The organism is Streptococcus sp. HMSC071D03 (genome assembly GCF_001812125.1).
Taxonomy (GTDB): domain Bacteria; phylum Bacillota; class Bacilli; order Lactobacillales; family Streptococcaceae; genus Streptococcus; species Streptococcus pseudopneumoniae_N.
Map to the genome: position 1 here is coordinate 1 of NZ_KV807694.1, position 1,124 is coordinate 1,124.

The following is a 1,124-nucleotide window of genomic DNA, read 5'->3' on the forward strand; positions in this document are numbered from 1 at the left end:
CCCCAACTCGTACGCTAAGGGCAACACTACTCGGACAACAACAAGAAGAGTAATGAGTTCTAACAAGCTAAACACCTCCTTTCGAAGGCTTAGTGCCAGAATATTGCTATTATACCATGTCCGCTTGCTTTATTCCATGGTCTATTTGACAACAAGGAACCTAGGTCGTTAGTCTTTGGTTTGTCGGTCAGCTGAACAAAGTTCAGACTGAACCGCCTTAACCAGTCTAACTTGACCTAGCTTATTGTCAAATAGCTTTCACGGCATAAATCGCTCAGATACTCCGCCCTTTTGTAGGCTCATGTCTTGTCCTAGACAGTTCTCGTGTCTGTCTTAAGTTTTCTAAACGCTTATTGAGACTGGTTACTTCTTTTTCTGTTATGACTTCAGAAAGGTCATCTAAGAGATTTTTAGAAACTTTCAACTCCCTGTTTTCTAGCTTTAATGCTTTGTTTTCGGTCTCTAATTGCTGATTTTTCCATTCTGCATGAGATAGGCTATTTTCAAGCCTACTCTTTGCTTCTTTCATGCCTGCTAGTGCATTTCTAAGTAACTCATTTTGATTGACCGCCTGCTCCAGCTTCTCTACAACATCAGACACAAACGTCTTCAGTCGTCCAACAAAATCCGAAGTAAAATTAAAGCCATCGCCAAACAATTTAGGAGTAGCATTTTCTAATTCTTCCTGCAACTCTTTGGCAACTCGACGTCTATCTAAATCTCTATACGAAATTTTCGATAAGTTACTTGATTGTTCCACCAAAAGTTGCGTTTTTTCTCTATGAGCTCTCTCCAGACGAACCACATCATCGCTCAGACGCTTAGAATCGCTTTTTAACCCCTTTATTTCCTCCTGACGACTATTTACCTCAGAATTTAACTCAGATAGCTCTGAGAGCCTCTCAGAAGCCTCAGAATCGATTTTACCGTATTCGTCAATCTTTTTCTCAAGGACACCCTCTAAACGTCCTAAATCTGCCCTTAAATCGTTTCTATGAGTGTCTAGCCATTTGAAACGCTCTTCCAACGTCGCTTCTCGGATGTTAAATGTCACGTCTGAATCTGCAAACAAAGAACCTATGTCCTCATAATCTTGAATTTCTGACATTGTTGCAGGTCTACGT

At 40.7% G+C, this 1,124-nt stretch carries 1 pseudogene; it reads right to left on the reverse strand.

Annotated elements, in window-relative coordinates:
* Positions 1-274: 274 nt before the first annotated feature.
* Positions 275-1,124 (reverse strand): annotated as a pseudogene (locus HMPREF2837_RS00640) (plasmid recombination protein); the annotation flags it as partial.